The organism is Mycobacterium sp. DBP42 (assembly GCF_005924235.1).
In the GTDB taxonomy this organism is placed as follows: domain Bacteria; phylum Actinomycetota; class Actinomycetes; order Mycobacteriales; family Mycobacteriaceae; genus Mycobacterium; species Mycobacterium syngnathidarum.
On record NZ_VCMY01000009.1, the window covers coordinates 105,042 to 130,441 of the forward strand.

Sequence of the window (25,400 nt, forward strand, 5' to 3'; positions counted from 1 at the left end):
CCTTGGCTGGTCGGGACGATGCGACGTCAGGTGATGGTGGTGCCCACCAGAAGGCCGATCAGATAAGTGATCACCAGGGCCAAACCGCCACCGATCACGTTGCGCAGCACCGCGCGTCCTTTCGGCGCCCCACCCAACCCGGCCGACACCGCACCGGTGAGCATCAGCGCCAGCAGTACCGACACCACGGTCACCGGGATCCGCCATGTCGTCGGCGGGATCAGGATCGCGATCAGCGGCAACAACGCACCGATGGTGAAAGCCAGGGCCGAGGATGCCGCAGCCTGCCACGGATTCGTCAGATCCTTGGGGTCGATGCCCAGTTCCACCTCGGCGTGCGCGGCGAAGGCGTCGTGGTCGGTCAGCTCCTCGGCGACCGTGCGCGCGGTTGCGGTCGACAACCCCTTCGCTTCGTAGAGCGCGGTCAACTCGTCCAATTCGGCCGCCGGATCGTCGCGCAACTCGCGGCGCTCCTTGCGCAGCAAGGCGCGTTCGGTGTCACGTTGCGTGCTCACCGAGACGTACTCGCCCAACGCCATCGAGACCGCGCCCGCGGCCAGGCCGGCGATACCGGCGGTCAGTATCGGTGCCTTCTCGACCGTCGCGGCCGCCACGCCCACGACGATGCCGGCCGTGGAGACGATGCCGTCGTTCGCGCCCAAAACCCCGGCACGCAGCCAGTTCAGCTTCGACGACAGTGAACCCAGGTGCGGTTCGGACGGGTGGCTCGGGTTCGTCACGGTCCGACGATATCGGTGAGAACCCCGCGCCACCAGCAACGATAGCCTTGCCAAACTTTGCCCTGCGCGTTGCCGCGCGTCGTGCCGGCAACGAATCAGCCTGCTGCCCAGGTGTTCTGGACAGCAGGCGCGCCCAGCCGACTACGAGTTGCGGTACACCCGTAGCGCCGAGGTGATCATCGGGATCTGCAGCGGCAGCCGCGCGATGGCCACGATCCGCATGGGCCACGGCTTGTCCCACCACAGCCGAACCATGTTCAGGTTGCCCGGGAACACCGCGAGGAACAGCGCGACGGCAGCCAATGCGCCGAGCCGGCGGGTGCGGGGCACTGCCAGCAAGGCTCCGGTCGCCAGCTCGCCCACCCCGGAGGCGTAGGTGTAGAACCGGGCGCTGCCGGGCAGCTCGGCCGGGATGATCGTGTCGAACGGTTTGGGCGCGACGAAGTGCAGTGCGCCCATACCCAGGAGCAGGGCGGCCATGCGTTGGGCGGCGGGTGCGGCGGAGATCCGCTGAGCCTTGGGTGCGGTCATGGTTACATTGTTGCGTGCGTCTGATCGGATTGATCCCGGCGCGTCCCGGGGCGCCTTGCTCGATGATGGGGTCGCGTGGTTAAAGGCAGGCTGCGGCGCCGCCTCGCCGCGATCGACTCGAACGTGACTTCGCGCCCGGACGCCGCGCTCGTCGACGTGTTGCGTATCCCCGAGCCGTTCATCAGCCCGGGGCAGCGCATCTTCCGGCGGGTCATCTACGCATTGCTGGCGCTGTTCGCGGCGGTGTTCATCGTCTATTTCGACCGGGACGGCTACAAGGACGCCCAGGGTAACGGGTTGTCTTTCCTCGACTGCCTCTATTACGCGACCGTGTCCCTGTCGACGACCGGCTACGGCGACATCACACCGTTCACGCCGGGTGCACGTCTGGTCAACGTCCTGGTGATCACGCCGTTGCGGGTGGCGTTCCTGATCGTCCTCATCGGTACCACCGTGGAAACCCTGACCACCCAATCCCGGCAGGCGCTGAAGATTCAGCGATGGAGGAACAAAGTGCGTAACCACACTGTCGTCGTCGGATACGGCACCAAGGGCCGGACGGCGGTCGCCGCGATGGTCGGTGATGAGGTTTCCCCGGCCGACATCGTCGTCGTCGACGAGAACGCGGCCGCGCTGGAACGGGCCAAGGGCGCTGGGCTGGTGACCGTGCACGGCGATGCCACCAATTCCGGTGTGCTGCGGCTGGCCGGTGCGCAACATGCCAAGTCGATCATCGTTGCCGCCGACGATGACGCCAGCGCGGTGCTGGTCACGCTGACGGCCCGGGAACTGGCGCCGAAGGCCAAGATCATCGCCGCGGTGCGGGAGTCGGACAACCTGCATCTGCTCAAGCAGTCCGGCGCGGATTCCACGGTGGTCTCGTCGGAGACCGCGGGCCGGCTGCTCGGTATCGCGACGCAGACCCCCAGCGTGGTGGAGATGATGGAGGATCTGTTGACCCCCGATGCCGGTTTCGCCATCGCCGAACGTGAGGTGACTCCCAAGGAGGAGGGCGGTTCGCCCCGCCATCTGCACGACATCGTTCTGGGCGTGGTGCGTGCGGGCCGGCTGGTGCGGGTCGATGCGCCGGAGGTGGATGCACTGGAGTTCGGGGACCGGCTGCTGTACATCCGCAGCGCGGACGCTGAGCGATGACCGAACGCCTTACCTTCGGACTGCGCAACGTCCCGCTGCTCTCGCGGGTCGGGGCCGATCGGGCCGATGCCCTGCGTACCGACATCGATGCCGCGACCGAGGGCTGGCCGGACGCACTGCTGCTGCGCGTCGACCGACGTAACCAGGTACTGATCTCGGGCGGCCAGGTGGTGCTCGGCAAAGCCTCCAGTCTGGGGACCGACAAACCGCCCGAGCACGCGGTGTTCCTGGGCCGGTTGGTCGATGGCCGGCATGTCTGGGGCATTCGCAGCGCGTTGGAGGGGCCCGACGATCCCGACGCACCGGCCGAGGTGCTCGATCTACGCCGGGCCGGCGAGGTGTTCGACGACGTCAGTGCGCAGCTGGTGGCTACCGCGACGGCGCTGCTGAACTGGCATGACCGGGCGCGGTTCAGTGCGGTCGACGGTGCGGTGACGCGGTCGGCGAAAGGCGGCTGGTCGCGGGTCGATCCGGTCAGCGGTCACGAGGAGTTCCCGCGGATCGATCCGGCGGTGATCTGTCTGGTCCATGACGGCCACGACCGTGCGGTGCTGGCCCGGCAGACGGCGTGGCCCGAGCGGCTGTTCTCGATCCTGGCCGGATTCGTCGAGGCGGGTGAGTCGTTCGAGACCTGTGTGGTGCGAGAGATCGCCGAGGAGGTCGGCCTCACGGTCACCGATGTGCAGTATCTGGGCAGCCAGCCGTGGCCGTTTCCCCGGTCGCTGATGGTGGGCTTCCACGCCATCGGCGACCCGCAGCAGCCGTTCTCGTTCAACGATGGCGAGATCGCCGAGGCCGACTGGTTCACCCGGGCCGAGATCCGCGAGGCCCTGGATCAGGGTGACTGGGGTGCAGCCGACGGTTCCGGATCGCGGCTGTTGCTGCCCGGATCGATCTCGATCGCCCGCGAGATCATCGAGTCCTGGGCCGCGCTGGACTGAGGTCGCCGGTAGCGCCTCAGCCCAGCTTGGCCTTGACCTGCTTGATGGTGGGGTTGGTCAGCGTCGACCCGTCGGCGAACTTCACGGTCGGCACGACGTGGTTGCCGCCGTTGACCGAGCCCACGAACTCGGCGGCGGCCGGATCCTGCTCGATGTCGACCTCGGTCCACGCGATGCCCTCTGACTTGAGCGCGGTCTTGAGTCGCGAGCAGTAGCCGCACCAGGTCGTGGTGTACATGGTCAAAGCCGGAGTAGCAGTCATAGTGCACATAACGTAGCTGAACCGCCGTCTCATGCCCGCGGTGACGCAGGTCTCCGGCGTGCGGCGGTAAGTTGCTAATCCGCAGTGGACGGAGCTGAACATGACCAGGATGGTGCCGCCGGTAACCGGCAACCCGCATGCGCTCGACGAGTTGCGGCTGCAAGTGCGGCAGTTCGTCGCCGAACAGCAGCGGGCCGGAACAATCGGCCGGTATGCCGACAGCTGGCTGACGGGTTGGGACGAGGACTTCAGCCGGGCGCTGTCCGCCCGGGGTTGGCTGGGCATGACGGTGCCGGTCGAATACGGCGGGCACGGGCGCAGTCATCAGGAGCGATTCGTGGTCACCGAAGAACTCCTGGCGGCCGGGGCGCCAGTGGGGGCGCATTGGATCGCCGACCGCCAGATCGTTCCGTCGTTGCTCAAGTACGGGACCGAGGAGCAGCGGCGAAAGTTCTTGCCCGCCATAGCCAAAGGCGAGTGCTACTTCGGTATCGGGATGAGTGAGCCGGACTCCGGGTCGGATCTGGCCAGCGTGCGCACCAAGGCCGTGCAGGTGGACGGTGGCTGGGCGATCACCGGGGCCAAGGTATGGACCTCAGGGGCGCATCTGGCCCACGCGTTCATCTGCCTGGCCCGCAGTGCGCCGGTGGATCCGGCCCACCGCCACGACGGGCTGAGTCAGTTCATCGTGGACCTGCGCGCACCGGGCGTCGACATCCGGCCCATCATCTCGATGAACGGCAAGCACCATTTCAACGAGGTGATCCTCGATGAGGTGTTCGTGCCCGACGCCATGGTGTTCGGGACGATCGGCAACGGCTGGCAGCAGGTCACCTCGGAGCTGAGCTTCGAACGCAGCGGGCCCGAACGTTTCCTGTCGACGTTCCCGTTGCTGGCCGACATGGCCACGCACATGCGCGACGGATCGCTGCCGCGCCATACCGACCTGGGGCGGTACCTGGCCCGTATCACCGGCCTGCACCAGATGTCGATGGCGGTGGCCGGTGCGCTGGAGCGCCACGAACCGGCCGACACCGCTGCGGCCGTGGTCAAGGTGCTGGGAACCGCCACCGAGGGTGACATCGCTGATTTCGCCGATGTTCTCGGTGCGACCGGCGACGACGGCTATGACGCGATGCTGGCCGATGCGGTGGTGCAGCGCCCGGGGTTCACCCTCCGCGGCGGTACCAATGAGGTGTTGCGCGGGGTTATCGCCCGCGGATTGGGGATGCGCTAGTGGACGTTGCGGACGCCGAACTGGTCGAGATGATGTCGGCGGTATTCGCCGCGCATCGCGAGCAACACGCGCCCGATGAGGCCATCGCCGAATTATGGGGCCGGCTGGGCGAACTCGGGCTGGTCCGGTTGACCGGGTCCGAGGAATCCGGCGGTAGCGGCGCCGGCTGGCCCGAGGCGGTCGAGCTGTTGCGCGCTGCAGCCTGGCACGGGGTGAAAATCCCGCTGGCCGAACATGATCTGCTGGCCTGCTGGTTGTTGGAGACGGCAGGGCTGGAGATCGACGACGCCCGACGTACCGCGGCTGTGCTCGACGCCGACGGTGTCGCCCGAGGTGTGCCGTGGGCAGCCGACTCCGAACGAGTGGTGCTGCTCTGGCGCGACGGCTCCGGTTGCCGGGTGGCCGATGTGGACACCGCGTCGCTGGCGGTCACCGCCGGACACAACAACGCCGGGGAGCAGCGCGACGACATCCGGGCCAGCCTTGCGACACTGTCCGGAAACCCGGTGCCTGCCAACGTAGTCGAACAGTTCGTGCAACGCGCTGCGCTGGTACGCGCCGTTCAGGTCTGCGCGGCGCTGGACCGGATCTTGGAGCTGTCGGTGGCGCACGCCCGGGAACGCATCCAGTTCGGCCGGCCGCTGGCCAAGTTTCAGGCGGTGCAGAATCTGGTGGCAGACATCGCTGCCGAATCGGCGCTGGCCCGAGCGGCCACCGACGGTGCCCTGGCTGAGGCGCTGCGATCGGGATGGTCGTCGTCGCACCTGGATTTCCTTGTCGCCGTGGCACGTTCGTGTGCCGGGCATGCCGCTTCGGTGGTGGTGCGCAACGCGCACCAGGTACACGGCGCGATCGGCACCACGCTTGAGCATCGGTTGCACGAGTTCACCATGCCCGCGTTGTCGTGGCGTTCGGAGTACGGCTCGGTTGCGCACTGGGACCAGATGCTGACCGAGTACGCCACCGCCGCCGGGACGGAAGGCTTGTGGGCGTTGGCCACTGCCACCGACAACTGACCGGCTCTCGATCGGCGATTCGGAATGTCGACGATATGACACCCGCTGTCCTATGGGACCATATGTTGAGCGGACGTTGCCGAACGAGCGGGAGGTGTGATGAGCGCCCTGTTGCGTGCCGTGCGTCAACAGCGCGGCATGACTCTTGAGGAGCTCGCCGAGGCCACCGGACTGACCAAGAGTTACCTGTCCAAGGTCGAACGGCAGCGCTCCACTCCGTCGATCGCGGTCGCGATGAAGGTGGCCCGGGCGCTCGATGTCGATGTCGCACAATTGTTTTCCGAGGATCCGTCGGTCACCACGCTGTCTGTCGACCGAGCCGGTGAGCGGGGTGCAAACAGGTATCAGGCCGTGGCCGCTGGAATGCTGGGAAAGTCGATGTCGCCGTTCATCGTGCGACCAACGTCCAAGTTCGCCGAGCATCCGCATCCAGAACACGCCGGGCAGGAGTTGGTCTTTGTCCACGCGGGTGTCGTCGAACTGCGTTATCAGGACGAGTTGGTGACCCTGGAAGCCGGCGATTGCGCGTACTTCGACGCCTCCCTGCCGCACCAGCTCCGGCAGCGGGGAGCCACGCCCAGTGAGGTCCTGGTGATCACCCACACCGAGTACGGCCGCAGCCGCTGACGGCTGTCGTTTCACCCTTTTCCGGCCTACCCCCGAACGCTGCGCTGGCACCCGCCTGATTGACGATAGGACACAAAGTGTCCTATCGTTCGTGGTGTGTCTCCTACGGGTTCCGAACGGGAAGGTGGACTGGGATGACGACGACTCTTGGTGATTCGAAACAGATTCTGATGCAGCGTGCACTCGACGCGCTGTCGACCCATATCGAGGAGTCCACGCTGACCCCGCGGCAGAAGCTGGCCCTCACTTGCCGCGCGCTGTTCGACGCGGGCCACGACTCGGGGCTGGCCGGGCAGATCACCGCGCGGGCCGAGAGGCCGGGCACCTACTACACCCAGCGGCTCGGTCTGGGCTTCGACGAGATCACCGATGGGAACCTGCTGCTCGTCGACGAGGACCTCAATGTTCTCGAAGGTGAGGGAATGGCAAACCCCGCCAACCGCTTCCATTCGTGGATCTACCGGGCGCGGCCCGATGTGCAGTGCATCGTGCACACCCACCCGTTCCACGTCGCCGCGCTCTCGATGCTGGAAGTTCCGTTGCAGGTGTCCCAGATGGATATCGCGCCGCTCTATGACGACTGTGCGTTCCTGGCCGACTGGCCCGGCGTCCCGGTCGGCAATGAAGAGGGCGAGATCATCAGCGCCGCACTGGGGGACAAGAAGGCGATCCTGTTGGCTCACCACGGTCACGTGATCGCCGGAGCCAGCATCGAGGAGTCGTGCTCGCTGGCGATGCTGATCGAGCGGGGCGCCAAACTGCAATTGGCCGCCATGGCAGCGGGAACGATTGCCGACCTGCCTCCGAGGCTTGCGCGGGAGGCCCACGACTGGACGTTGCGGCCCAAGCGCAGCCAGGCCAACTTCGCCTACTACGCCCGCCGCGCGCTCCGCAACCATCCCGACGTGTTGACCAGTTGACCCCTCATACCTGCCCCAACTACATGGAAATGGATACGAACATGCCGTCCAGTACCGAGATCCACGGAATTCTGGCCTACCCCGTGACCCCCTTTGCCGACGACCAGAGGATCGACACGGAAAAGCTCGCCGCCCTCGTCGACCGGTTGGTGACCGACGGAGCCCACGGGATCGTCCCGCTCGGCAGCACCGGTGAGTCGGCCTATCTCGCCGAGGCAGAGTTCGACGCCGTCGTCGACACCACGATCGGCGTGGTCGACGGTCGGGTTCCCGTCGTCATCGGCGCGTCAGATCTCACCACTGCCAACACCATTCGCCGCGCGCGATACGCCCAGCGGGCCGGTGCGGATGCGGTGATGGTGCTGCCTATTTCCTACTGGAAACTGTCAGAACGAGAGATCGCCCAGCATTACGCAGCGATCGGCGCCGCGATCGACATTCCGATCATGGTGTACAACAACCCGGCCACCAGTGGCATCGACATGCGGCCGGAACTGCTGGTCCAGATGTTCACCGACATCGACAACGTCACCATGGTCAAGGAATCCACCGGGGACATCGCCCGCATGGAGCGCCTGTCCGAGCTCACCGACGGCGGGCTGCCGTTCTACAACGGCAGTAATCCGATGATTCTCAAAGCCTTCAAGGCGGGTGCGAGGGGCTGGTGCACGGCGGCGCCGAACCTGCTTCCGCAGCCGTGCCTGGATCTCTACGCCGCGGCACAGGGCGGAGACTGGGCCAAGGCCGAGACCATCTACACCGAACTCAAGCCGTTCCTGGAGTTCATCGTGGCCGGCGGTCTGCCCACCACGATCAAGGGTGGACTCGAGCTGCTCGGCCGGGGTGTCGGAGACCCGCGTCCGCCGCTGCTGCCTCTCGACGCGGGCGGACGCGAGGAATTGCGCCGGCTCCTGCTGTGAGCCTTACCTGCCCAACAACTTTCGCGTGCGGGTCGGTGCCGCAGCCGGGATGTCGGCGAGGATGTCGGCAAGTGTGACGCCGTCGAGGCTGGCCCGCCAGGCCTGGTGGGCGTCGGCCATCTTCACCGCCAGGATGCACTCGTGGCGGCACCAACTCGCAGGAAGCGCACCGCGGCCCTGCCGCCGAATCTCGCGGCATTCGTAGGGTGGCGACGCGCCGTCGACGGCCTCGACGATCTGCAGCAGGGTGGTGTCGGCGGGTGCCCGCCCGAGCCGGAATCCGCCGCGCGGCCCGGTCGTCGCGGCCAGCACACCCGCCCGCGTCAAGGCTTGCAGTTGCTTGGCGAGGTAGGCGGCGGGCAGGTCGAAATGCTCCGCGAGATCGGCGGCCGACGCGGTGGTCCCGGGCTCGAGCTGCGCCAGCGACGTCGCGCAGTGCAGGGCCCACTCGGTGGCCACGGGAAGTTTCACGACTCCTACCTTATTACAGATATTGCGGACCTATATAGTCCGAGATATCCATCGTCGAGGACGGGAGACATCATGCGAATCGCAGTTGCCGGGGCTACGGGAAACATCGGGGCACGCGTGGTCGCGGCCTTGCGGGGCGCGGGACACGAGGTGGTGGCGATCAGCCGCTCGTCCGGGGTGGACTTGTCCACCGGGGACGGCCTCGACGCCGCGCTGGAAGGGGTGCAGGCCGTGGTCGACGCTATCAGTGCCCCGCCCGCCGATCGTGAGCGCACGGTCGACTACCTGGGTACCGCCACCCGCAATCTGTTGGTCGCCGAGCACCGCGCCAACGTTTCGCATCACGTGTTGCTGTCCATCGTGGGGATACACGGCATCGACGGCAATCCGCACTACGCCGGAAAACGCGAGCAGGAGAAGCAGATCGGGGCGGGGCCAGTGCCGTGGACGATCGTGCCGGCCACCCAGTTCCACGACTTCGCCGAGATGGTGGTGGGCTGGACCGAGCAGTCCGGTCCCGACGGTGCCAGTGCCGAGATCGCGCCCCTGCTGGTCCAGCCCATCGACCCCGACGACATCGCCGCCGTGCTCGCCGAGGTCGTGACGGGCGACCCGCGGGGCCGCTACGCCGATGTGGCCGGCCCCCAGACCCAGGACCTGGTGGACATGGCCCGGCGAACCCTGGCAGCTCGCGGGCGGGAGGTGACCTTGGTGCCGACGTGGTCGTCGATCTTCGGTGTCGAGATGGCGGGCAATGCGCTACTGCCCGGCGACGACGCGCGCATCGCTCCCACCACCTTCGACCAGTGGCTGAGCCGACAGCGGTAGTTGCCGGGCACGCCGGGACCGGGATTGTCAGCGGTCTCTGACACCATGGACTGCATGCCGTTGGAGGCTCCCTCGTCCGCACTGGGCGATCTGGACGATGAGCAGCGGGAGGCAGTGCTGGCCGCCCGCGGCCCGGTGTGCGTGCTGGCCGGCGCGGGCACCGGCAAGACCCGCACCATCACCCGTCGCATCGCGCACCTGGTGGCCGCCGGTCATGTCGCACCCAGCCAGGTGCTCGCGGTGACGTTCACCGCGCGGGCCGCGGGGGAGATGCGCGGCCGGTTGCGGGCACTGGGCCAAGAGTCGGGCGTGAACACGTCGGCGGTGCAGGCGGTGACATTCCACGCTGCGGCACGTCGGCAGTTGCAGTACTTCTGGCCTCGGCTGGTCGGTGACACCGGTTGGGAGCTGCTGGACAGCAAGTTTGCCGTGGTGGCGCAGGCCGCGAACCGGGCTGGTATGCAGACCAGCACCGACGACGTCCGTGACCTGGCCGGCGAAATCGAGTGGGCCAAGGCATCTTTGATCACCCCGGAGAGCTACGGCACAGCGGTGGCCAAGGTCGGCCGCGACATCCCGTTCGATGCCGCCAAGGTCGCCGCGGTCTATTCGAACTACGAGAAGCTCAAGGCCCGCCGGGACGGCTCGGCCCTGTTGGACTTCGACGATCTGCTGCTGCACACCGCCGCGGCAATCGAGAACGATGCCGCCGTCGCGCAGGAATTCCGCGACCGCTACCGCTGTTTCGTCGTCGACGAGTACCAGGACGTCACGCCCCTGCAGCAGCGCGTACTCGACGCCTGGTTGGGGGAGCGCGACGATCTCACCGTGGTCGGTGACGCCAACCAGACCATCTATTCGTTCACCGGGGCCACCCCGCGCTTCCTGCTGGACTTCTCGCGGCGCTTCCCCGACGCCGCGGTGGTGCGCCTGGAGCGTGACTACCGGTCGACGCCGCAGGTGGTGTCGTTGGCCAACCGGGTGATCGCCGCCGCCCGCGGTCGGATGGCAGGCAGCAAGCTGCATCTGGTGGGGCAGCGGGATCCGGGCCCCGAGCCGACGTTCTCCGAGTATCCCGACGAGGTGGCCGAGGCGAATGCCGTGGCCCGGTCCATCAAGAAGCTGATCGAAAACGGAACGGAGCCCGCCGAAATCGCGGTGCTCTACCGGATCAACGCCCAGTCCGAGGTGTATGAGGAGGCGCTCACCGAGGCCGGCGTGGCGTTCCAGGTTCGTGGCGGTGAGGGCTTCTTCAGCCGCCAGGAGATCCGCCAGGCGCTGGTGGCCATGCAGCGCTTCGCCGAACGTGACATCCCCGAGGACGACCTGTCCGCGCTGGTGCGTGAACTGCTCGAGCCGCTCGGCCTGACCGCCGAACCGCCGGCCGGCACGAAAGCCCGCGAGCGCTGGGAGGCGTTGACGGCGTTGGCCGAATTGGTCGACGAGGAGGTGGCGCTGCGCCCCGGTCTGGATCTGCGCGCACTGGTCGCCGAGCTGCGTCAGCGGGCCGACGCGCGGCACCCACCGGTGGTGCAGGGCGTCACGTTGGCCTCGTTGCATGCGGCCAAGGGCCTGGAGTGGGATGCGGTGTTCCTCGTCGGCCTGGCCGACAACACGCTGCCCATCTCGCATGCACTCGCACACGGGCCTGACAGCGAGCCCGTGGAAGAGGAGCGGCGCCTGCTCTATGTCGGGGTGACCCGCGCCCGGGTTCATCTCGGGCTGAGCTGGGCGCTGGCCCGCACACCCGGCGGGCGCCAGGGCCGTCGGCCGTCGCGATTCCTCAACGGCATCGCACCGCAACTGCAGAATTCGGTGGGCACCGGGCCGGACCGCACGCGCCGCCAACGCGGTCCGGCTCCGCGCTGCCGGGTGTGCAACGCCGCGTTGACGACACCGCCGGCGATCATGTTGCGCCGCTGCGAAACCTGTCCGTCGGATCTGGATGAAGAGCTGCTTTCCGAGCTCAAGGAGTGGCGGCTGCGCGTCTCCAAAGAGATGAAGGTGCCGGCCTATGTGGTGTTCACCGACAACACCCTGATCGCCATCGCCGAGTCGCTGCCGTCCGACGAGGCCGCGCTGGTGGCCCTGCCCGGAATCGGTGCGCGCAAGCTCGAGCAGTACGGCCCGGACGTGCTCGAGTTGGTCAAAGGCCGCCAAAATTCGTAAAGATCACGCCAAAACCGCAGGTAGAAAATATGTTGTGCGATTTGGCTGCTAGGCTTTAGCCTCGTAACACAGCTCTGGTGACGAGACGGAAGGAGGGTGCCCGCAATGGATAACAACATCGAATTCAGCGGTGTAGCGGTTGCTGGCATGCCGTTGTCCGTACTCGCCGTCGGCGTTTCCCCGGTTGCCCCGGAGGGCCGCCGGCATGCCGCATCCGCTGCCCCCGCCGCCGCTGGATGGCCCGTCGCTGCCGCCGCCGCTATTGCGCCGCAGCACAAGCGCCGCCCCGCCGCCGCGACAGGCGCGTCCGTGGATCGGAGATTCTTCTAGGAAGAGCTCCCATCACCCGCCAAATGGCCACGGACCCGCAGTCAACCGGATCCGTGGCCAAATTTTTTGGGAGTTGTTCCACCCCGAGAAACCTGGTCGCAGATCCCTCGAAAAGACAGATCGCCGACAACTACGACCAGGAAGCAGGGGGACATACACATGTCCATTGCGATGACCGCTCCGCAGATGAGCGTCGCGCCGGTGACATGCGAACAGCGGCTACCGGCGGTGCCGTGCCACATCGGGAATCCCGATCTGTGGTTCGCCGAGAGCCCAGTCGATCTGGAGCAGGCCAAGGCCCTGTGTGCGGATTGCCCGATCCGCAACGAGTGCCTGGCCGCTGCGCTGGAACGGCAAGAGCCGTGGGGTGTTTGGGGCGGTGAGATCCTCGACCGCGGAACCATTGTGGCCCGCAAGCGGCCGCGGGGTCGCCCGCGGAAGGTGGCCGCCGCCTGACACACCCGCGCACCCGCGCACCCGCCATTGTCACGCTGGAGTGACGCCCGAAGCCGGGCGTCACTCCAGCGTGACATTCGAGAGACAACTGCGGTACTAGGCGGCTTCCTCGGTGAAGCCCGGAACGAATTGCGTGGCAATGGCTTTCACTGGCACATGGGCGTCGAGCTGGCAGCAGATTGCCGTTATCGAGGCGATGACCCGCGCCGGGATCGCCAGATTCGCCGGCAGATCGAGCTGCCGGGCCATCTTGATCTGTGCGACCGAATTGTCCATCTGCCCGGCAGCCATCTTCTGCAGCCACCGGCGGTTGTAGTGGAAAACGTCGACCTCGATGGGTTCGACATACTGGCGCAGCATGTCGTTGACCTCTTCGATGGAGACCTGTTCGCCCTTCTGGATGAACCCCGCTGTTTCCATCACCGGAAGTAGCTCGTCATAGTTCTTGTCGCGGGCCAGCCGGATCATCTCGCCGAGCGCGTAGGGCAACCCGCCGGGCAGCGGTGCCACCGCTCCGAAGTCGATGACACCCATCCGGCCGTCGGGCAGCAGCATGAAGTTCCCCGGATGCGCGTCGCCGTGCATCATCTCCAGCCGATCGGGCGAGCCGAAGGTCAGCTCGGTCAGCCGGGTGCCCATCAGGTCGCGTTGCTCGGCCGTTCCGTCGCGGATGATCTCCGACATCGGGATGCCCTCCATCCATTCGGCGATCACCACCTTGGGGGCGCTGGCCACGATGTGGGGGATCGCGAAATGGGGATCGTCGGCGTAGGCCTTGGCGAAGGCCCGCTGATTGTCTGCCTCCAGCCGGTAGTCGAGCTCCATCTCGGTGCGTTCGATCAGCTCGTCGACCACGCCCTGGATGTCCGCACCCGGGGCCAACTGCTTGAACACCCCGACCAGCCGCTGGATGGACTTGAGGTCGGCGCGTAGCGCCTCGTCGGCCCCGGGGTACTGAATCTTGACGGCCACCTCGCGGCCGTCCGACCACACCGCCCTGTGCACCTGGCCGATGCTCGCCGAGGCCACCGGGGTGTCATCGAAGGAGGTGAACCGTTCCCGCCACTTGGTGCCCAGCTGAGTGTCGAGCATCCGGTGCACCTTGGCAGCGGGCAGAGGCGGGGCCTCGCGCTGCAATTTGGTCAGGGCCTCGCGGTACGGCTTGCCGTACTGCTCGGGGATGGCTGCTTCCATCACCGACAGGGCCTGGCCCACCTTCATCGCGCCGCCCTTGAGCTCACCCAATACGGTGAACAGCTGCTGTGCGGCTTTGTCCATCAACTCGGCAGTGACTTCGTCCTTGGACTTGCCGGTCAGACGCTTGCCGAAGCCTAGTGCGGCCCGACCCGCCATGCCGCCGGCCAAGCCGGCGAGCTTCGCATTCCGTGCCACGCTTCCACGTTTGATGTCAGACACCAGACCATCATCCATGACTCGCCTGAATGGCCCACAACCAACTGGCAACAAACGTTTTCAACACGGACAGTCGGGGTGCCGGGACCAGTGCCTCGCGATGATCGTGTACCCGTCGGCGCCGAGTTCCAGGGTGGTGTTCAGGGTGGGCGGTACATCGGGTGCAGGTTGGTCTTCGCCGGTGCGCCCGACCGCCCGGATCACCAGGTCCACCTGGTGCAACGCCAAGGCGGCGGTGGCCAGGATGGTCGCCCGGCCGGCGCTGCCCACGGCGCCCCGCAGCTGGGTGGCCAGAGCCGGCCAGGCCGCGTCGCGATCGGTGCGGTGCAGATCGGTGCAGTGCAGGCAGCACGTCAGCCCCGGAATCACCAGCGGACCTACCAGCCCGGCTCCGTCGCGGACGCACACCGACAAATGGGCGATGCCGTCGCGATGCAGGTCCTGCAGGAGCCGTGGGTCGTTGACCTGATCGTCGGCCAGCACCATCAGGTCGGTGGCGGCCGCCACGGTGGTGGTGTGCGGATTCGAGCTACGCCTGACCTTCGCGCCCGAGCAGCGCAGGCCATTGGCCAGCAGCTCTGACAGGGGACCGCGGCCGTGGATACGGATGGACGGCGAGCGGGTCGGTCGTGCCCGCCGCGTGCGCAGGGCTGTGAGCATGCCGGCCGCGGTGAGCGCGTCGATCAACTCGTCGATCGCCTCGGTGTCGTCGAATGGGTCTGCGGCGGTGACCAATTCGTCGCGGGTGGCGCCCGCCTGCAGGCAGCGCAGCAGGTCGGCCAGTTGGTTCTGGGTCATCCCACCAGGAGGCCGGACCAGCACCGCGCGCCGCGGATCCCAGCCGAGCTGGACCGCCTCGTCCGGACGCAGCAGGATCTGCCGGCCTGCGGCGAGAACATAGCGCGTCATGGGATGACTCTGCCACGGAGGCGGGGACCGCCGTTTCAGTTATCCACAGGCCTTGGGGTTAGTCGTCACCTTCGGTGTCGCGGCGCTCGTCCTGCTCTTTCTCCAAGTCGGCGATCGCCTGCTCGAAGGCGCTGTCGATGCCGGTGGTGTCGCCGCCGATCATCCGGTCGATGAAGCCGGCCGGCTCGTCGAGATCGGACGCGCTCGGCAGCAGGTCGGGGTGCTGCCACACACCGTCGCGGGCGTCGGTGCCGACGGCCTCGGTCAGCCGTTCCCACAGCATCGCGGCCTCGCGCATCTTGCGGGGGCGCAATTCGAGGCCCACCAGCGTGGCGAAGGTCTGCTCGGCCGGCCCGCCGGTGGCACGACGCCGCCGCAACGTCTCGGCCAGTGCCGAGGTGCCGGGGATCCGGTCGCCCAGGGCAGCGGTGACGACGGTCTGTACCCAGCCCTCGATCAGCGCGAGCAGGGTTTCCAGCCGTTCCAGGGCGGCTTCTTGCTCAGGGGTCGCTTTCGGTTCGAAGATGCCCTGGTTGAGCAGCTGCTCCATCTCCGACGGGTCGCCGAGGGAGGCCGGGTTGAACCCTCGGGCGAAATCCTCGATGCCCGACATGTCGACCTTCATGCCCTTGGCGAAGGCCTCGACGGCGCCGAGCAGCTGGCTCGGCAGCCACGGCACGTGGCTGAACAGCCGGTGATGGGCGGCCTCGCGGGCAGCCAGGAAGGTCAGGATCTCGCTGCGGGGGCGTTCGAGCCCCTCGGCGAGGGTTTCGACGGCCTCAGGCATGAGTGCGGCGACGCCTTTGGGCCCCAGCGGCAGGCCGACATCGGTAGAGGTCAGCACCTCGCGGGACAGCTTGCCCAGCGCTTGGCCCAGCTGTGAGCCGAACGCCATGCCGCCCATCTGCGACATCATCGCCAGCAGCGGGCCGGCCATGCTCTTGGCCTCTTCGGGCAACGCCGAGGCCCACACCGACGAGATCTGTTCTGCCACCGGGTCGCACAGTCGCTTCCAGGTGTCGAGGGTGTTGTCCAGCCAGTCGCTGGGCGTCCAGGCCACCGTCCGGGTGGTGCCGGCAGGCAGCGGGGTGACCCCGTCGAGCCACGTCTCGGCCAACCGAACCGCGTCGGCGACGGCACCGGTGGTCTTCTCCGGTACCGGCGCGACGAACCCGATCGAGTTGGATGCCAACTGTCGGGCCAGGTCGTAGTTCACGGGGCCCGATTGTTTGCCACCGGCCATCGCGCTGCCGGCGCCACTGAACATCTCGCCGAGTTTGGTGAAGATCTGCCCCAGGTCGCCCATGTCGAAGTTGGCTCCGCCCATGCCGAGACCGAACGGATCCGATCCCGGACCTGGTCCGGAGTTGCCGGAACCGGACCCCGAATCGGGGTCCTTCTTGTCTTTGTCTCGGTCGGGGTCGTTCCCGGCGGAGAAGCCGAAAGGCAGGTCAGCCATACCCACAACGGTACTCATGACGGGGTGCTCGGGTGCGGCTGCGGGTCACGCTGTGGGTGAACACGGAGGTGCAGGCTTTACTGTGGGCGGCGTGAACAGGCGGATTTTGACACTGCTGGTTGCGCTGGTGCCGATCGTGGCGTTCGGTGTGCTGCTGTCGGTGGTGACGGTGCCCTTCGTCTCGTTGGGGCCCGGTCCGACCTTCAACACGCTCGGCGAGGTCGAAGGCAAGCAGGTCGTCGACATCAAAGGCACCGCAGGGTCCGGCGATTTGGTCCACCCCACCTCGGGGCACCTGAACATGACCACGGTGTCCCAGCGTGACGGCCTGACCCTCGGCCAGGCGATGGCGCTGTGGATGTCGGGTCGTGAGCAGCTGGTGCCGCGCGACCTGGTGTACCCGCCGGACAAGTCCAAGAGCGAGATCGACGAGGCCAACAACTCCGACTTCAAGAAGTCCGAGGACAGCGCCGAGTACGCGGCCCTGGCGTTCTTGAAGTACCCGGTGGCGGTCACCGTGCAGAGCGTCACCGACCCCGGCCCGTCGGCGGGCAAGCTGCGCGACGGTGACGCGATCGACGGCGTGAACGGCACACCGGTGGCCAACCTCGACGAGTTCCAGGCCCTCTTGAAGAAGACCAAGCCGGGCGATCAATTGGTGATCGACTTCCGGCGCAAGAACGCTCCGCCCGGAGTCACCACCATCACGCTCGGCGACAACCCGGACCGGGACTACGGGTTCCTCGGCGTTGGCGTGCTCGACGCCCCGTGGGCGCCGTTCAGCATCGACTTCCACCTGGCCAACATCGGCGGCCCGTCGGCGGGCCTGATGTTCAGCCTGGCCGTCGTCGACAAGCTGACCACCGGCGACCTCAACGACGGCAAGTTCGTCGCCGGCACCGGAACCATCACCGGCGAGGGAAAGGTGGGGTCGATCGGCGGCATCACCCACAAGATGCTGGCCGCCAAGGAAGCCGGCGCAACGGTGTTCCTGGTGCCGGCCGACAACTGCACCGAGGCGCGGTCGGCACCGCAGGACGGCATGGATTTGGTCAAGGTCGAGACGCTGACCCAGGCGGTCGACGCGCTGCACACGATTTCTGCCGGTGGCGAACCGCCTCGCTGCTAGCCCGCACCCGGCCGGTGGATGACTAGAGTTGTAGAAAATCGGGCGGCCCCGTCGGGCATGTCACGAGTCCACCGAGGCTGAAACGGGAGTTCGCGAGTGGGGATGCGGCCGACGGCGAGGATGCCGAAGCTGACACGACGTAGCCGGGTACTGATCGGGCTGGCACTGGTGGTGGTGCTGGCGTTGTTGATCGGACCCCGCGTGGTCGACGGTTACGTCGACTGGCTGTGGTTCGGTGAGTTGGGGTACCGCTCGGTGTTCACCACCGTGCTGGTGACCCGGCTCATCGTGTTCCTCGTGGTGGGGCTGTTCATCGGGGCCGTGGTGTTCGCGGGGCTGGCGTTGGCCTACCGCAGCCGTCCGGTGTTCGTCCCGGCCGCCGGCCCGAACGATCCGGTGGCGCGGTACCGCACCACCGTGCTGGCCCGGTTGCGGCTGTTCGGGATCGGGGTGCCGGTCTTCATCGGCCTGCTGGCCGGTGTGATCGCGCAGAGCTACTGGGTGCGCGTGCAGTTGTTCCTGCACGGCAGCGATTTCGGGATCACCGATCCGCAGTTCGGCCGGGATCTGGGTTTCTACGCCTTCGATCTGCCGTTCTACCGGCTGGTGCTGACGTACCTGTTCGTCGCGACGTTCCTGGCTTTCGTCGCGAATCTGCTGGGCCATTACGTGTTCGGCGGGATCCGGCTGACGGGGCGCAGCGGAGCGCTGAGCCGTGCCGCACGTATCCAGCTGATCAGCCTGATCGGCTTCCTGATCCTGCTGAAGGCGTTCGCGTACTGGCTGGACCGCTACGAGCTGCTGAGCAATACCCGCGCCGGCAAGCCGTTCACCGGTGCCGGTTACACCGACATCAACGCCGTGCTGCCGGCCAAGCTGATCCTGCTGGCCATCGCCGTGATCTGTGCGGTGGCGGTGTTCTCGGCGATCGTGCTGCGCGACTTGCGGATCCCGGCCATCGGTGTGGTGCTGTTGCTGCTGAGCTCGCTGGTGGTCGGCGCGGGATGGCCACTGGTCGTCGAGCAGTTCAGCGTCAAGCCCAACGCGGCGCAGAAGGAAAGCGAGTACATCAGTCGCAGTATCGCCGCGACCCGGCAGGCCTATGGGCTCACCAGTGACACGGTGACGTATCGCAGCTACGAGAGCAGCGGACAGACGACGGCCCAGCAGGTCGCTGCGGACCGCGCGACGACATCGAACATCCGGCTGCTCGATCCGACGATCGTCAGCCCCGCCTTCACCCAGTTCCAGCAGGGCAAGAACTTCTACTTCTTCCCGGATCAGCTGGCCATCGACCGCTACGCCGGCCCCGATGGCAATCTGCGCGACTTCGTGGTCGCCGCACGCGAACTGAACCCGGACCGGTTGATCGAGAACCAGCGCGACTGGATCAACCGGCACACCGTCTACACGCACGGCAACGGCTTCATCGCCTCACCGGCCAACACCGTGCGCGGAATTGCCAACGACCCCAACCAGAACGGCGGTTACCCCGAGTTCCTCGCCAGCGTGGTCGGCGCCAACGGCAACGTGGTCTCACCCGGACCGGCGCCGCTGGACCAGCCCCGGGTCTACTACGGGCCGGTGATCGCCGACACCGCGGCCGACTATGCGATCGTCGGCAAGAACGGCGATGTCGACCGCGAGTACGACTATGAGACCAACACCGAGACGAAGAACTACACGTACTCGGGCAGCGGCGGTGTGCGGATCGGCAACTGGCTGGCCCGCACGGTGTTCGCCGCGAAGTTCGCCGAGCGCAACTTCCTGCTGTCCAACGTGATCGGTGAGAACAGCAAGATCCTGTTCAACCGGGATCCGGCGGAACGCGTCGAGGCGGTGGCGCCGTGGCTGACCACCGACACCAGCGTGTACCCGGCGATCGTCAACAAGCGCATGGTCTGGATCGTCGACGGATACACGACGCTGGACAACTACCCGTATTCGGAGTTGACCACACTGTCCAGTGCGACAGCCGATTCCAACGAAGTGGCGGTCAACCGGCTGGCCCCGGACAAGCAGGTGTCCTACATTCGCAACTCGGTCAAGGCCACCGTCGACGCGTACGACGGGACGGTCACGCTGTATGCCCAGGATGAACAGGATCCGGTGCTCAAGGCCTGGATGAGCGTGTTCCCGGGCACCGTCAAACCCAAGTCGGACATCTCCCCGGAGCTGCAGGAGCACCTGCGTTATCCCGAGGATCTGTTCAAGGTGCAGCGTTCATTGCTGGCCAAGTACCACGTCGACGATCCGGTGAAGTTCTTCACCAACGCCGACTTCTGGGATGTTCCACTGGATCCCAACCCGACGGCCAGCAGTTTCCAACCGCCGTACTACATCGTGGCGCGGGATCTCGCCAACAACGACAGCTCGTCGTCGTTCCAGTTGACCAGTGCGATGAACTGGATTCGCCGTGACTTCCTGGCCGCCTATGTCAGCGCCAGCTCCGATCCGTCGAATTACGGCAAGATCACCGTGTTGACGATTCCGGGTCAGGTCAACGGACCCAAGCTGGCCTTCAACGCGATCAGTACCGATACCGCGGTCAGCCAGGATCTCGGTGTGATCGGCCGGGACAACACGAACCGGATCCGATGGGGCAATCTGCTTACCCTGCCGGTGGCCGACGGCGGATTGTTGTACGTCGCACCCGTTTACGCCTCGCCAGGCAGCAGCGACGCGGCGTCGTCGTATCCGCGCCTGATCCGGGTGGCCATGATGTACAACGACAAGGTCGGCTACGGCCCCACGGTCAGCGACGCACTGACCGAACTGTTCGGCCCGGGTGCGGGCGACACCGCCACCAATGTGGCTCCTACGGACGGCAAGCCGCAGGCGGCCGCAGGCACCCCGGAAGAGCCACCGGCCGCCCAGCCGCCGGCCAATGCGGACGGTCAAGCGCCTCGGGCAGCTACGCCGCCGCCCGCGGCGGTCCCGCCGGGCGAGCCGGTGCAGCTGTCCCCGGCGAAGTCGGCTGCGCTCAAGGAGGTCGAGTCGGCCCTGTCGGCGGCCCAGGATGCGCAGCGCAGCGGTGACTTCGGCAAGTACGGGCAGGCGTTGCAGCGGTTGAACGATGCGATGAACAAGTTCAATTCGTCCAAGTAGCGTCCCAGCACGACTGCCAAGAGTGCCCACTTTCCCTGGAAGGTGGGCACTTTTGGTCTGCCCAGTCCTGCTGAGCTGGCCGCCAAGTGGATACCAAGTGGCCTCCGCGATGCTGGGCGCCGAGAAATTCGCACCGGCTGCCTGAGCAGCATTCCTGGGAGGACCCCGATGACCCTGACCGACCTTGCGCACGACGGCCTGGACGACGCGCTGGAGGGGCTACGTGCCCACGTCGCGGCCCCGGTCGCGCTGCCGGGCGAGGCCGGCTACGAGCGGGCCACCCCGTGGAATCTGGCGGCCACCGTGCGGCCCGCCGCCGTGGTGTTGGCGGCCACCGCCTATGACATCGCCAACACGGTCGGATACGCGGCCGTCCGGGGATATCGGGTGGGTGTCCAGGCCACCGGCCATGGTGCCCTGTCGGTCGAGTCCGACACCATCCTGGTGGTGACGTCCGGCATGACCGAGGTCACCGTGGATCCGGTGGCCCGCACCGCACGGGTGGCGGCCGGGGCGACGTGGCAGCACGTGCTCGACGCGGCCGCTGGCCACGGCCTGGCCGGATTGGGTGGCTCCGCAACGCATGTCGGTGTGGTGGGGTTCCTGACCGGCGGAGGGATCGGGCCGCTGGTCCGCAGCGTCGGGCTGTCGTCGGACTATGTGCGATCCTTCGAGTTGGTCACCGGCGCAGGAGAGTTGCTGCGCGCCACACCCGAGGAGAACGCGGAGCTGTTCTGGGGACTGCGCGGCGGAAAGTCGACCCTGGGTATCGTCACCGCCGTCGAGATCGAACTCCTCCCGATTCGGGAGTTCTACGGCGGCGCGGTGTATTTCGATGGTGCGGACGCCGCGGTGGTGTTGCACGAATGGAACCGCTGGTGTGCCGACCTGCCCGAGTCCATCTCGACTTCGATCGCGCTACAACGGCTTCCGCCGCTGCCCGGGATTCCTGAGCCATTGGCCGGGAAGTTCACCGTTGCGGTGCGCTACGCGGCCCTCGGTGACTTCGCCGAGGCGCAACGTCTCCTGGCGCCGATGCGCGCGGTTGCCACGGCGGTGCTCGACACCGTCGCGGTTATGCCGTACGCCGCGATCGGTGCGGTACATGCCGATCCGATCGATCCGATGCCGATCTACGAACACCACACGCTGCTGCGGGAATTGACTGCGGAGACGGTCGAGGTGCTGCTGGCCGCGGCCGGTCCGGATTCGGGCTCGGTGCAGACGATCGTCGAAGTCCGGATGCTCGGCGGGGCACTGGCACGTGAGGCACGACACCGCAGTGCGTTCTGCCACCGCGACGCCGCGTTTGCGGTAGCCGTCATCGGAGTCCTGGCACCGCCGGCCGCCGAGTTGGTGGTGCCGCAGGCCGGCGCGCTCATCGTGGCCCTGTCACAGTGGTCCAGCGGCGGCCAGATCGCCAATTTCGCACCCTCGGAGGACGCCGGGAGGGCCGTACGGGTCTACGACGAACAGACCCGGCACTGGCTGGCCGCACTGGGTGATCGGCACGACCCGGCAGGGGTGTTCCGGTGCGGCCAGGTGGTGCGCTCCGTGGGCTGATTCTGCGGTCGTTTTCGGGTCAGAAACCCCTCTGAGCACCCGATTTGGAGCTCTACGTAAGACCCCGGTAACCTTGTATTCGCAACGCGGGGTGGAGCAGCTCGGTAGCTCGCTGGGCTCATAACCCAGAGGTCGCAGGTTCGAATCCTGTCCCCGCTACCAAGAGGAAATGGCCCTCGGAGGAAACTCCGGGGGCCATTTTCATCGAGGGGTTTGGATCGTTCCGGCACAGGCCGCGCCGACTTACGTCGTCAACCTCTCCTGCATCCCCGGCGCAAGTACGCCGGCAAGGGCGTCCCAGCTCACGGTGACCGGGTAATAGTCGCCGAGCACGTGGGCGACGGAGATGTAAACAACCAAGCCGTCGTCATCGGGCAGCCAGTTGGCGAGCTGATCGGCAACCGGTTCGGGCGCAGGCTGATTGGCCAGCTTGTCGTCGGCTGCGATCTGGGCCTCGATGCCGTCCACCAAAGCGTTGAGCCCGGCGGTCCGGTCGGTGAACAGATCGGTGATCATGATCGGCTTGGCGGTGTGGGCGTCGATCACGATTGTGGACACCGTGTTGAACGGATGCGCTGCGTGGTCGACGAAGATGTTGAGCAGCAACACACCCGCCACCGCGCCCGTACCGACGTGGGTTACCTCGCTGCGCGCGTCCTCGGCGAGCACGCCGGGCGCGACCGTGACCGGGAGGTTGTTCTCGGTGGGTTTGAGGTAGTCGTCGAGGGCGGCGCGCATGCTGGCGTTGAACTTGTCGCGGACCGCGGCGTCGCCGCCTTTCAGCTGCGGGAGTTCCGCCTTGTAGGTGACCTTTCCTGCGGTGCCGTCGACGGGCTCGATGCAACCCGCGAACGACGGGGCGTCGGCGGTCGGTGACGCGCTGGTGGTCGTCGACTCTGCGGGTTCGGAACGGTCTGACCCGCATGCTGTCCCGGTGCCGATCATCGACAGGATGACTGCTGCCGAGGCCAGCTTGCGTCCCACCGTTGAGTCGCCCATTTTCCGACCCTAGCCCGCGGTGTCCCCGGTCGGAGCCAAAATTGAACTGGCCCAAAGTGAACGGCGCGATGAGACCCGGGCTGATCGGTGGCGGTGCTCAGGTTCCCGCAGTGAGGATCGTGGCGGTTCGGCCCGCGCTGATCAGTCCGCTGATCACGTCGGACACAGTGTGTGCGGCCTCGTGCAGGAGCATGTGCCCGGCGGTCGGCCAATGGATGTGCGTGGCGTTGGGGATCGTGCCGGCAAGTTCGTGAGAATGTGCCGGCGGGGTGAGGACGTCCACGCCGCCGCTGATCACGGTGGTGGCCGCGGTGATTCGAGACAGTGTCGAGCGTTGGTCATAGTTTTTCAGGGCCCGAAGAAATCCGAGCGCGGTGGTCCACGGTGTGCGCTCCAGCCCATCAGCGGCGGCGGCAAGGGTGCTGCGTTCTGCGGGGCCGAAGGCATTGTGGTGGGTCAGTAGGGCCCAGATCGGTCGAGCGAGGGTTCGCAGGAGATGTTCGGCGGCTCGGTGTGGCGCGTAATCGATGAGGCCGGTGAGGGTGAGGAGGCCGGGTGTGGCGAGCAGCCGTCCGAGACCGTGATCGGTGAGGCGTCCCGCTGCGGTGGCGACCAGAACGAGCCCGCTTGGCTGAACGGGTTGGTGGCCGGCCGGGCGTGCGAGGTATGCGAGTGCACACATGCCTCCCATGGAATGACCGGCGAGAGTGGTGGGTCCGGTGACATGCAGGGCAGCCAGGACCTCGGACAGGTCACTGGCCAGCTGGTGGATGCTGTAGCTGTCCAGCGGTGCAGAAGTGGACCGGCCGTGGCCGCGGTGGTCGTAACTGATGATGCGGAGGCCGGGGTGGTCGGATCGCTGGAGTTGGTTGATTTGGTTCTCCCAGGACAGCTGGGTGAGGCACAGCCCGTGTAGGAGGACCACGGTGTGCTCAATGGGGGTCGGTGGCCAGTGGTCGCGCACCGCCAGCGCCACACCGTCGTGCGTCGTGACAGTCCGATGCGTGCAGCGGTACAGACCGGGCTCCGGCGTCGGAGTGGTGACGCTGTGCAGGACGGCGTTGCGTGTATGCATCGTGGTCATGGTCGGTGCGCCTCGGCTCGGATGGGGTCAGCGAATGGCCAGATGACGCCTCGTTGGCCGTCGGTCGCCCAGCGGCAGTTGTGTCCGCCGCGGTTCTCTCCTCGCCCGCAGATCCGGCTGTGGTGAACCGGGCATCCGGCTGCGAATCGGGCAACGGCAGCGCGCAGCGTCGGGTGGGCGGGACGTAGCAGAGCGATGGTCCCGCTCAGGCTCGTTGTGGGGCAGCGGATGTCGGCGATGTCGGCGCCGAGCTGCTCCAGTTCGTCTGCCAGCAGAGTGACCTCGCTGCTGGACAAGGGGTTGAGGGGGCCATTCGTCCCGAGGCCCCAGTGAACGTGCGCGACTTCGACGACGATGCCAGGTTTCCAAGCCCACCCCAGCGGTACGAGACGTATGACGCGATTGACCGACGCGAGCCGGGTGGAGGCGACGCGGCCGTCGATGACGGCCTCCGCCGGCTGCGCGGTGTCGTAGAGCCAGCGCAAGCCTTGCCGGAGCAATTCAGCTGTGCGGCAGTCGGTTTGCTGCTGTCCCGGTGGGTTGAACCGCTCAGTCACTGCGGAGGTCATCGGACGATCTCCCTGCGGACCGGTGGTGGCATCGACGCGGCCGGGCCCCGTAACGGTGCCCACGTCGGCTGTCGACGCCCAGGGCGGATTTGCGTCACGCGATTTGTGTGCACTACCGATTGCACGGTGCGACGTGGTGCGGCAGAGGCGAAGCCTTCGACGATGCCGCGGAGGTACTCGTATTCTTCGTGCCCGGCGTAGGTCGCGAGCCATGTTCTGCACAGCAGCACCAGCCGGGACTGCAGTGGGATTCGTTTGGCCGCAATGATTTTGAGTAGCTGGTGAACGGCGGCGAAGGTGTCTCCCGCTCCGAGCGCCACGAAGGTGTAGTTGCGTTCGAGGGCGCTCAGATGAGGTTTCGCGACCTCGACGAGCGCCCAGGCCAGGTCGGGTCCGTGCACGTTGCTCACGCCCATGACCGACCATTCCGGCGGTCGTGCGAGCCGCAAAGTCTCACGAGCTCCCACGGGCACACCATTCGCGAGATGCCCGTGGTTGTCTTTATCTGGACGAGTACTGTTCCCACATCGGCCACCGTGCCGACGTGCATGCCTTCGCGGACTA

25 protein-coding genes and 1 tRNA gene are annotated in these 25,400 nt (G+C 66.8%); 14 read left to right on the forward strand and 12 right to left on the reverse strand.

Annotated elements, in window-relative coordinates; translation table 11 throughout:
• Nucleotides 1-26: 26 nt before the first annotated feature.
• On the reverse strand, nucleotides 27-740 hold the full coding sequence (locus tag E0T84_RS12165; protein WP_138744563.1) for a VIT family protein: 714 nt from the start codon (nucleotides 738-740) through the stop codon (nucleotides 27-29).
• Nucleotides 741-881: 141 nt separating this feature from the next.
• Nucleotides 882-1,271: a hypothetical protein gene (locus tag E0T84_RS12170; protein WP_070184540.1), complete on the reverse strand. Its 390-nt coding sequence runs from the start codon at nucleotides 1,269-1,271 to the stop codon at nucleotides 882-884.
• A gap of 75 nt (nucleotides 1,272-1,346) precedes the next feature.
• On the opposite strand from E0T84_RS12170, the gene E0T84_RS12175 reads away from it, so the two are divergent.
• Together E0T84_RS12175 and nudC are read left to right on the forward strand one after the other, a co-directional pair.
• The gene (locus E0T84_RS12175; RefSeq protein ID WP_070184541.1) at nucleotides 1,347-2,426 is read left to right on the forward strand and encodes a TrkA family potassium uptake protein; all 1,080 of its coding nucleotides are present in this window, start codon (nucleotides 1,347-1,349) and stop codon (nucleotides 2,424-2,426) included.
• Nucleotides 2,423-3,367, forward strand: a complete 945-nt coding sequence (gene nudC, locus E0T84_RS12180) for an NAD(+) diphosphatase (RefSeq protein ID WP_138744564.1) — start codon at nucleotides 2,423-2,425, stop codon at nucleotides 3,365-3,367. Before E0T84_RS12175 ends, nudC begins: the two co-directional genes overlap by 4 nt.
• Nucleotides 3,368-3,383: 16 nt before the next feature.
• Here nudC and mrx1 read toward each other — a convergent pair whose 3' ends face one another.
• Nucleotides 3,384-3,629: a mycoredoxin Mrx1 gene (gene mrx1, locus E0T84_RS12185; protein ID WP_070184543.1), complete on the reverse strand. Its 246-nt coding sequence runs from the start codon at nucleotides 3,627-3,629 to the stop codon at nucleotides 3,384-3,386.
• Nucleotides 3,630-3,729: 100 nt separating this feature from the next.
• Between mrx1 and E0T84_RS12190 the strand changes: the two genes are divergently transcribed.
• The 5 genes from E0T84_RS12190 to E0T84_RS12210 all read left to right on the forward strand — a co-directional run bounded on the left by E0T84_RS12190 (nucleotide 3,730) and on the right by E0T84_RS12210 (nucleotide 8,349).
• Nucleotides 3,730-4,866 (forward strand): acyl-CoA dehydrogenase family protein, encoded by a 1,137-nt coding sequence (locus tag E0T84_RS12190; RefSeq protein WP_371725858.1) that lies wholly within the window; start codon nucleotides 3,730-3,732, stop codon nucleotides 4,864-4,866.
• A gap of 29 nt (nucleotides 4,867-4,895) precedes the next feature.
• Nucleotides 4,896-5,882, forward strand: coding sequence for an acyl-CoA dehydrogenase family protein (locus E0T84_RS12195; RefSeq protein WP_138744604.1), 987 nt, complete (start codon nucleotides 4,896-4,898; stop codon nucleotides 5,880-5,882).
• A 99-nt stretch (nucleotides 5,883-5,981) separates the two neighbouring features.
• Nucleotides 5,982-6,509, forward strand: coding sequence for a helix-turn-helix domain-containing protein (locus E0T84_RS12200; RefSeq protein ID WP_138744566.1), 528 nt, complete (start codon nucleotides 5,982-5,984; stop codon nucleotides 6,507-6,509).
• A gap of 134 nt (nucleotides 6,510-6,643) precedes the next feature.
• Nucleotides 6,644-7,429 (forward strand): aldolase, encoded by a 786-nt coding sequence (locus tag E0T84_RS12205; protein ID WP_138744567.1) that lies wholly within the window; start codon nucleotides 6,644-6,646, stop codon nucleotides 7,427-7,429.
• 41 nt (nucleotides 7,430-7,470) lie between these two features.
• A complete protein-coding gene (locus E0T84_RS12210; protein ID WP_138744568.1) occupies nucleotides 7,471-8,349 on the forward strand; it encodes a dihydrodipicolinate synthase family protein in 879 nt (292 codons plus the stop codon).
• A 3-nt stretch (nucleotides 8,350-8,352) separates the two neighbouring features.
• Here E0T84_RS12210 and E0T84_RS12215 read toward each other — a convergent pair whose 3' ends face one another.
• Nucleotides 8,353-8,820, reverse strand: a complete 468-nt coding sequence (locus tag E0T84_RS12215) for an Rrf2 family transcriptional regulator (protein WP_138744569.1) — start codon at nucleotides 8,818-8,820, stop codon at nucleotides 8,353-8,355.
• Nucleotides 8,821-8,892: 72 nt separating this feature from the next.
• On the opposite strand from E0T84_RS12215, the gene E0T84_RS12220 reads away from it, so the two are divergent.
• The 3 genes from E0T84_RS12220 (at nucleotide 8,893) to E0T84_RS12235 (ending at nucleotide 12,603) form a co-directional block, all read left to right on the forward strand.
• Nucleotides 8,893-9,648 (forward strand): SDR family oxidoreductase, encoded by a 756-nt coding sequence (locus tag E0T84_RS12220; RefSeq protein ID WP_138744570.1) that lies wholly within the window; start codon nucleotides 8,893-8,895, stop codon nucleotides 9,646-9,648.
• 54 nt (nucleotides 9,649-9,702) lie between these two features.
• A complete protein-coding gene (locus E0T84_RS12225; RefSeq protein WP_171054996.1) occupies nucleotides 9,703-11,817 on the forward strand; it encodes an ATP-dependent DNA helicase UvrD2 in 2,115 nt (704 codons plus the stop codon).
• 489 nt (nucleotides 11,818-12,306) lie between these two features.
• Entirely contained in the window at nucleotides 12,307-12,603 is a 297-nt protein-coding gene (locus tag E0T84_RS12235) for a WhiB family transcriptional regulator (RefSeq protein WP_138744572.1), read from the forward strand.
• A gap of 96 nt (nucleotides 12,604-12,699) precedes the next feature.
• Here the strand turns inward: E0T84_RS12235 and E0T84_RS12240 are convergent, their stop codons facing one another.
• Genes E0T84_RS12240 through E0T84_RS12250 form a run of 3 tightly spaced genes read right to left on the reverse strand, consistent with a single transcriptional unit; the run spans nucleotide 12,700 to nucleotide 16,384 of the window.
• A complete protein-coding gene (locus E0T84_RS12240) occupies nucleotides 12,700-14,034 on the reverse strand; it encodes an AarF/ABC1/UbiB kinase family protein (RefSeq protein ID WP_070188433.1) in 1,335 nt (444 codons plus the stop codon).
• A gap of 42 nt (nucleotides 14,035-14,076) precedes the next feature.
• Entirely contained in the window at nucleotides 14,077-14,925 is an 849-nt protein-coding gene (locus E0T84_RS12245) for a cyclodehydratase (protein ID WP_070188434.1), read from the reverse strand.
• A gap of 58 nt (nucleotides 14,926-14,983) precedes the next feature.
• Nucleotides 14,984-16,384, reverse strand: a complete 1,401-nt coding sequence (locus E0T84_RS12250) for a zinc-dependent metalloprotease (RefSeq protein WP_070188435.1) — start codon at nucleotides 16,382-16,384, stop codon at nucleotides 14,984-14,986.
• A gap of 91 nt (nucleotides 16,385-16,475) precedes the next feature.
• Between E0T84_RS12250 and E0T84_RS12255 the strand changes: the two genes are divergently transcribed.
• The 4 genes from E0T84_RS12255 (at nucleotide 16,476) to E0T84_RS12270 (ending at nucleotide 22,346) form a co-directional block, all read left to right on the forward strand.
• Nucleotides 16,476-17,513 (forward strand): PDZ domain-containing protein, encoded by a 1,038-nt coding sequence (locus E0T84_RS12255; RefSeq protein ID WP_070188438.1) that lies wholly within the window; start codon nucleotides 16,476-16,478, stop codon nucleotides 17,511-17,513.
• A 96-nt stretch (nucleotides 17,514-17,609) separates the two neighbouring features.
• The gene (locus E0T84_RS12260; protein ID WP_070944496.1) at nucleotides 17,610-20,621 is read left to right on the forward strand and encodes a UPF0182 family protein; all 3,012 of its coding nucleotides are present in this window, start codon (nucleotides 17,610-17,612) and stop codon (nucleotides 20,619-20,621) included.
• Between the two features lie 168 nt (nucleotides 20,622-20,789).
• Nucleotides 20,790-22,184 carry an FAD-binding oxidoreductase gene (locus tag E0T84_RS12265; RefSeq protein WP_138744573.1) on the forward strand — a complete coding sequence of 465 codons (1,395 nt, stop codon included), beginning with the start codon at nucleotides 20,790-20,792 and terminating at the stop codon, nucleotides 22,182-22,184.
• 85 nt (nucleotides 22,185-22,269) lie between these two features.
• Nucleotides 22,270-22,346, forward strand: a tRNA-Met gene (locus E0T84_RS12270).
• 81 nt (nucleotides 22,347-22,427) lie between these two features.
• On the opposite strand, the gene E0T84_RS12275 is transcribed toward E0T84_RS12270, so the two are convergent.
• The 5 genes from E0T84_RS12275 to E0T84_RS32715 form a co-directional block, all read right to left on the reverse strand.
• Complete coding sequence (locus tag E0T84_RS12275; RefSeq protein WP_138744574.1) at nucleotides 22,428-23,183, reverse strand: RsiV family protein; 756 nt, start codon at nucleotides 23,181-23,183, stop codon at nucleotides 22,428-22,430.
• Nucleotides 23,184-23,280: 97 nt separating this feature from the next.
• Nucleotides 23,281-24,258 (reverse strand): alpha/beta fold hydrolase, encoded by a 978-nt coding sequence (locus E0T84_RS12280; protein WP_171054997.1) that lies wholly within the window; start codon nucleotides 24,256-24,258, stop codon nucleotides 23,281-23,283.
• 5 nt (nucleotides 24,259-24,263) lie between these two features.
• Nucleotides 24,264-24,836 carry a hypothetical protein gene (locus tag E0T84_RS12285; RefSeq protein WP_138744576.1) on the reverse strand — a complete coding sequence of 191 codons (573 nt, stop codon included), beginning with the start codon at nucleotides 24,834-24,836 and terminating at the stop codon, nucleotides 24,264-24,266.
• Nucleotides 24,833-25,303, reverse strand: coding sequence for a hypothetical protein (locus E0T84_RS12290; RefSeq protein WP_138744577.1), 471 nt, complete (start codon nucleotides 25,301-25,303; stop codon nucleotides 24,833-24,835). Before E0T84_RS12290 ends, E0T84_RS12285 begins: the two co-directional genes overlap by 4 nt.
• The gene (locus tag E0T84_RS32715) at nucleotides 25,243-25,386 is read right to left on the reverse strand and encodes a hypothetical protein (RefSeq protein ID WP_371725873.1); all 144 of its coding nucleotides are present in this window, start codon (nucleotides 25,384-25,386) and stop codon (nucleotides 25,243-25,245) included. Before E0T84_RS32715 ends, E0T84_RS12290 begins: the two co-directional genes overlap by 61 nt.
• Nucleotides 25,387-25,400 lie beyond the last annotated feature (14 nt).

Bases quoted from the DNA above. Each gene is read 5' to 3' on its own strand.
- E0T84_RS12170 (WP_070184540.1), bottom strand. From the start codon at position 1,271: ATGACCGCACCCAAGGCTCAGCGGATCTCCGCCGCACCCGCCGCCCAA.
- nudC (WP_138744564.1), top strand. From the start codon at position 2,423: ATGACCGAACGCCTTACCTTCGGACTGCGCAACGTCCCGCTGCTCTCG.
- mrx1 (WP_070184543.1), bottom strand. From the start codon at position 3,629: ATGACTGCTACTCCGGCTTTGACCATGTACACCACGACCTGGTGCGGC.
- E0T84_RS12190 (WP_371725858.1), top strand. From the start codon at position 3,730: ATGACCAGGATGGTGCCGCCGGTAACCGGCAACCCGCATGCGCTCGAC.
- E0T84_RS12195 (WP_138744604.1), top strand. From the start codon at position 4,896: ATGATGTCGGCGGTATTCGCCGCGCATCGCGAGCAACACGCGCCCGAT.
- E0T84_RS12200 (WP_138744566.1), top strand. From the start codon at position 5,982: ATGAGCGCCCTGTTGCGTGCCGTGCGTCAACAGCGCGGCATGACTCTT.
- E0T84_RS12205 (WP_138744567.1), top strand. From the start codon at position 6,644: ATGACGACGACTCTTGGTGATTCGAAACAGATTCTGATGCAGCGTGCA.
- E0T84_RS12210 (WP_138744568.1), top strand. From the start codon at position 7,471: ATGCCGTCCAGTACCGAGATCCACGGAATTCTGGCCTACCCCGTGACC.
- E0T84_RS12220 (WP_138744570.1), top strand. From the start codon at position 8,893: ATGCGAATCGCAGTTGCCGGGGCTACGGGAAACATCGGGGCACGCGTG.
- E0T84_RS12225 (WP_171054996.1), top strand. From the start codon at position 9,703: ATGCCGTTGGAGGCTCCCTCGTCCGCACTGGGCGATCTGGACGATGAG.
- E0T84_RS12235 (WP_138744572.1), top strand. From the start codon at position 12,307: ATGTCCATTGCGATGACCGCTCCGCAGATGAGCGTCGCGCCGGTGACA.
- E0T84_RS12240 (WP_070188433.1), bottom strand. From the start codon at position 14,034: ATGGATGATGGTCTGGTGTCTGACATCAAACGTGGAAGCGTGGCACGG.
- E0T84_RS12245 (WP_070188434.1), bottom strand. From the start codon at position 14,925: ATGACGCGCTATGTTCTCGCCGCAGGCCGGCAGATCCTGCTGCGTCCG.
- E0T84_RS12250 (WP_070188435.1), bottom strand. From the start codon at position 16,384: ATGGCTGACCTGCCTTTCGGCTTCTCCGCCGGGAACGACCCCGACCGA.
- E0T84_RS12265 (WP_138744573.1), top strand. From the start codon at position 20,790: ATGACCCTGACCGACCTTGCGCACGACGGCCTGGACGACGCGCTGGAG.
- E0T84_RS12275 (WP_138744574.1), bottom strand. From the start codon at position 23,183: ATGGGCGACTCAACGGTGGGACGCAAGCTGGCCTCGGCAGCAGTCATC.
- E0T84_RS12280 (WP_171054997.1), bottom strand. From the start codon at position 24,258: ATGCATACACGCAACGCCGTCCTGCACAGCGTCACCACTCCGACGCCG.
- E0T84_RS12285 (WP_138744576.1), bottom strand. From the start codon at position 24,836: ATGACCTCCGCAGTGACTGAGCGGTTCAACCCACCGGGACAGCAGCAA.
- E0T84_RS32715 (WP_371725873.1), bottom strand. From the start codon at position 25,386: ATGCACGTCGGCACGGTGGCCGATGTGGGAACAGTACTCGTCCAGATA.